The 4,707-nt window shown below is 71.1% G+C and carries 5 protein-coding genes; 3 read left to right on the forward strand and 2 right to left on the reverse strand.

Annotated elements, in window-relative coordinates:
• On the reverse strand, positions 1-604 hold a 604-nt coding region (locus tag D7X55_RS35970; protein ID WP_304988911.1), incomplete at its 3' end, for a DapH/DapD/GlmU-related protein.
• Between the two features lie 222 nt (positions 605-826).
• On the opposite strand from D7X55_RS35970, the gene D7X55_RS35975 reads away from it, so the two are divergent.
• Positions 827-2,287 (forward strand): MATE family efflux transporter, encoded by a 1,461-nt coding sequence (locus tag D7X55_RS35975; protein WP_233610271.1) that lies wholly within the window; start codon positions 827-829, stop codon positions 2,285-2,287.
• 3 nt (positions 2,288-2,290) lie between these two features.
• On the opposite strand, the gene D7X55_RS35980 is transcribed toward D7X55_RS35975, so the two are convergent.
• On the reverse strand, positions 2,291-3,397 hold the full coding sequence (locus D7X55_RS35980; protein ID WP_121725396.1) for a GNAT family N-acetyltransferase: 1,107 nt from the start codon (positions 3,395-3,397) through the stop codon (positions 2,291-2,293).
• Positions 3,398-3,497: 100 nt separating this feature from the next.
• On the opposite strand from D7X55_RS35980, the gene D7X55_RS35985 reads away from it, so the two are divergent.
• Complete coding sequence (locus D7X55_RS35985; protein WP_120552210.1) at positions 3,498-3,758, forward strand: GlsB/YeaQ/YmgE family stress response membrane protein; 261 nt, start codon at positions 3,498-3,500, stop codon at positions 3,756-3,758.
• 194 nt (positions 3,759-3,952) lie between these two features.
• Positions 3,953-4,707: FKBP-type peptidyl-prolyl cis-trans isomerase (locus tag D7X55_RS35990; protein ID WP_147470349.1), on the forward strand; the 755-nt coding region annotated here is incomplete at its 3' end.

The raw sequence follows: 4,707 nt of genomic DNA on the forward strand, positions 1-4,707 counted from the left end.
GGGTGGCGGTGGGGTGGACGAAGGGGTGGCGGTCGCGAAAGGCATACAGCTGTCCCATGGGGGCGTCCTCGGCGCGGTCTCGCGCGGAGAAAGGAGTCAATGGAGCGCCAGGCAGCGACAGGTCGCCGCCCCGGCGCTGCTGGAGGTGGGTGAGGTCCTCGGAGGAGAGCATCCGCAGGACCTGTCCTGGCCGGCCCAGCACCACGGATTGGTCCGGCACCGTCATGCCCGGCGGCAGCACCGTGCCCTCGCCCACCAGACAGCGGTCGCCGAGCGTCACGCCGGGCATCAGGATGGCGCCATCCCCGATGTCGCAGAGCGACCCCACGCGAGCGCCCATCACCAGCGAGCGCGGACCGAGCACGGTCTTCTCGCCGATGGAGGTGGGCCGTTCGGGCGTGCCCACCACCACCGCGTCCTCGCGCAGGGCGGAGAAGGCTCCCAACGTCACGGAGCCTCCCACCGAGCGCACGACGGCGCCGCGGGAGATGACGGCCCCGGGCCCCACTTGCGTGGTGCCCAGCAGTCGCGCGGACGAGGCCAGGGTGAAATGAGGACCTACCGCGGTGGGCAGGAGAGAAGCGGTCGCGGGTAAGGGACTCATCGGGATGCAGCAAGCTACTCCCGGCTCTCCCAGGGGCATGTTGTCCCGAGGCGCGACCCGCCGTCCGCCAGCCAACGCTCGCTCGCTGGCTCGAAGTGGGTGGGTGCGGCACCTTCAGATGTCAGGAGCCGGTGGCAGGGTGCGTGGGAAGCCCGCGTCGCTGGGCGCCACGTGTGGGCGTTTCGCGGTAGGAAGTCCCCTCGCTCTCGAAAGGCCTCATCCGTGGAAGAGACACCTCTGGCGGACCGCCCCGCGCAGGCGCCCGCGCCCGTGGACACGGCGAGCCCCGACGCAGGACAGAAGGGGCTGTGGGCCCTGGTGAAGGAGGCCCTGCACGGCACGGAGCAGGACCTGACACGGCTGCCGCTCGGGCGGGCCATCTTCCTGCTCGCCGTACCCATGGTGCTGGAGATGTGCATGGAGTCGGTGTTCGCCGTGGTGGACGTCGCCTTCGTCGGCCGGTTGGGCGCGGAGGCGGTGGCCACGGTGGGGCTCACCGAGGGCATCCTCACCCTCATCTACGCCGCCGGCATGGGCCTGAGCATCGGCGCCACGGCGATGGTGGCCCGCCGCATCGGAGAGAAGGACGCCGAGCGGGCGGGGCGCACGGCGGTGCAGGCCATTGGCCTGGGCATCCTCATCTCCACGGTGCTGGCCGTGGCGGGCATCGTCTTCGCCCGGCCCATCCTGGCGGCGCTCGGCGGCTCGCCGTGGGTGCTGGAGCACGGCGTGGGCTACACGCGCGTGATGATGGGCGGCGTGGTGAGCATCCTGCTGCTCTTCCTCATCAACGCCATCTTCCGGGGTGCGGGCGACGCGGCCATCGCGATGCGCGTGCTGATGCTGGCCAACGGGCTCAACATCCTGCTCGCGCCGTGCCTCATCTTCGGGTGGGGGCCGTTCCCGGAGATGGGCGTGGTGGGCGCGGCGTGGGCCACCACGCTGGGCCGCAGCGCGGGCGTCGCGTATCAGCTCTACCGGTTGGTGCGGTCGAACGGCCGGCTCCAGGTGCGGCGCGAGCACCTGGCGCTGGAGCCCGCGACGATGCTCGCGATGCTGCGGCTGTCCGGCGCGGGCATGGTGCAGGCGCTGGTGAGCACGACCAGCTGGGTGGTGCTGGTGCGCATCGTGTCGACGTTCGGCAGCACGTCGCTGGCGGGCTACACCATCGCCATACGCATCGTGATGTTCGCGCTCCTGCCCGCGTGGGGCCTGGGCAACGCGGCGGCCACGCTGCTGGGGCAGAGCATGGGCGCGGGGGACCCGGACCGGGGCGCGAAGGCGGTGTGGCTGGCGGGCCGGTACAACCTGATGGTGCTGGGCAGCATCGGGGTGCTGTTCTTCGTCTTCGCGCATCCCTTGCTGCGGTTCTTCACGACGGACCCGGCGGTGGTGGAGGAGGGCGCGACGGCGCTGCGCGTCTTCTCCTTGAGCTTCTTCTCCTGCGCGTACGGCATGGTCATCACCTCCGCGTTCAACGGCGCGGGGGACACGCGGACGCCCACGCTCATCGACCTGGGGTGTCTCTGGGTGCTGGAGCTGCCGCTGGCGTGGGTGCTGGCGAAGCCGCTGGGGCTGGGCGTGGTGGGGGCGTACCTGGCGGTGCCGGCGGCCTTCGCGGCGATGTCCGTGCTGGGCATCGTCCTGTTCCGGCGCGGCCGCTGGAAGACGCGCGTGGTGTGAGCGTCAGGGCAGGCAGATTTCAAAGCCGGTGCGTCCCCCGGGGAAGGTCCTGGGGGGACGCGAGGCGGGCGTGACGGCGTAGAGGTGGAAGTCCAGGCGCCGCTGGATGAAGCCGTCGAAGGCGGAGGCCAGCGGGTCGTTGGCGTCCTGCTGCACGGTGAAGAAGTGGAAGCCCTGGCCGTGGAACGCGGCGTAGACGGCGTCCAGCAGCGCGCGCAGGACGGCGGGGTCTTCTGACGGGATGCTGGTGTTGCAGAGGTAGAAGTAGCGGAAGTCGCCGCCGGGCGCGGGCAGGCGGGGCGCGCCGGTGACGGTGGCCAGCGCGTTGAAGCCCCGGCGCACCCACTTCATGCCGCCCCGGTACGCGAGCACACGGTAGCGCTTCACGGCGTCGGGGTTCCACGCGGAGGTGCAGCCGACCAATTGTCCGGCGGGATCGAACGCGAGGAACGAATCCTCCAGGCGAAGGCCCGGCCAGCGCGCGAGCCGGTGTTCCAGTTCACCCGTGTCGAAGCGGTAGCCGAAGGGGCGCGAGCGGTGGTCCGCGTCCAGCAGCGCGGCCATGGCGGGCACGTCCGCGGCGGTGGCCCGGCGCACGGAGTAGCGGCTGGGACGCGGCTTGCGGCGCAGGACGAACTGGAGTGACACGGCGGAGAACGCGCGCATCAGGTGGTAGTGCGGCTGCGCTTCCCGCGAAGCGCCCCGGCGCACCAGGGCCTGGAGCGCGGCGGCGTTGGAGGCCATGACGGCGGTGAGGAACACGTCCACGCCATGGCGGCGGGAGGTCTCCTCCAGCACGGGGCCATAGAACCGGGCCAGGCCCCGGGAGCGGCGCGCGGAGAAGCGGGTGCGAAGGTCACCCAGGTAGCCCACGCGGCAAGGCTTGCCATCCAGCCAGCCGTCACGGACATGGATGGCGCCCATGCCATCCAGGCGGGAGGTTTCGCCGTGGGCCCATACTTCGGCCTCACCGCGCTGCATGGCGAAGAGGCCAAAGTAGTCCGGCGACCGCTGCGTGCTGAGCACCAGGTCCCCGGTCATGGGCACGTCGCCAAACAGGTCCAGGAGCGCGGCGTTGTCGTCCCGGGTGGCGCGGCGGAGGGGGCTCATGGTTCGCGCGGCAGCCTATGCGACGCCGGGATGGACTTCCGCCCCCGCCTTCCGTGCGCCACATTGCGGGCCAGTTCACACGCCGCACGGGGAGGACGTCATGGGGCTGTTGGGGTGGATCATCTTCGGCTTCTTCGCGGGGCTCATCGCCCGGGCCGTGCTGCCGGGGAACCAGCGCCTGGGGTGCATTGGCACCACGGTCCTGGGCGTCGCCGGGGCCTTCGTGGGCGGCTTCCTCACGTCCGTCTGGCGGGGCACCCACTGGCGGGACCCGGAGCCCACCGGCTTCCTTGGCGCCATCCTGGGCGCCGTCGTCCTGCTCCTGGTCTCCCAGGCCGCCTTTGGCGGGCGCTCCCGGTAGACGCCGGGAATCCGGGGCCTTGCCGGGGGTTGGGGGGCCCGGCGGCCGGTTGTCCTACCTGCATGGACCCCCTTCCGGGGAAAGCACGGTTCCCAAGAGGAAGCCGGGCACTTTCTGTAGTAGACCGCGCCCCCAGGCATGCAGCGGGGGGCGGTCGGCCGCCGCTGAGCCAAAGGAAAGGCGACGACATCATGATGAAGAAGACGATCCTGATCGCGGCGATGCTGAGCCTCACGGCCTGCCAGGGCCAGAGCGCGAAGCCGGGCGAGACCGCTGCCACCGGCACCACGACGGCGGGCGCCGCCGGCGCTCCCCAGACCGAGGAGCAGAAGACGCTCTACGCGCTGGGCCTGTCCATCGGCCGCAGCATCAGCGTGTTCGACATGACCCCGCAGGAGCTGGAGTTCGTGAAGGCCGGCCTCACCGCGCAGGTCACCGGCGCGAAGACCGACGTGGACCTGGAGACCTACGGTCCCAAGCTCCAGGACCTCGCGCGCGAGCGTTCGCTGCGCAAGGCCAACGCGGAGAAGGAGAAGTCCAAGAAGTTCCTCGAGGAGAAGGCCAAGGAGCCCGGCGCGGTGAAGACCGACTCCGGCCTCATCTACAAGGAGACCCAGGCCGGCACCGGTCCCCAGCCCCAGGCCACCGACATCGTGAAGGTGCACTACAAGGGCACCCTCTCCGACGGCAAGGAGTTCGACTCCTCCTACAAGCGCGGTGAGCCCACGCAGTTCCCGCTCCAGGGCGTCATCAAGTGCTGGACCGAGGGCCTCCAGAAGATGAAGGTCGGCGGCAAGGCGCAGCTCGTGTGCCCCTCCGACATCGCCTACGGCGACCGCGGCGCGCCCCCGAACATCCCCGGCGGCGCCGCCCTGGTGTTCGAGGTGGAGTTGCTCGAGATCGTGAAGGCCCCCGAGGCTCCCCCGGGCATGCCGGGCATGCCCGGCGG

Source organism: Corallococcus sp. AB049A (genome assembly GCF_003668885.1).
Taxonomy (GTDB): domain Bacteria; phylum Myxococcota; class Myxococcia; order Myxococcales; family Myxococcaceae; genus Corallococcus; species Corallococcus interemptor.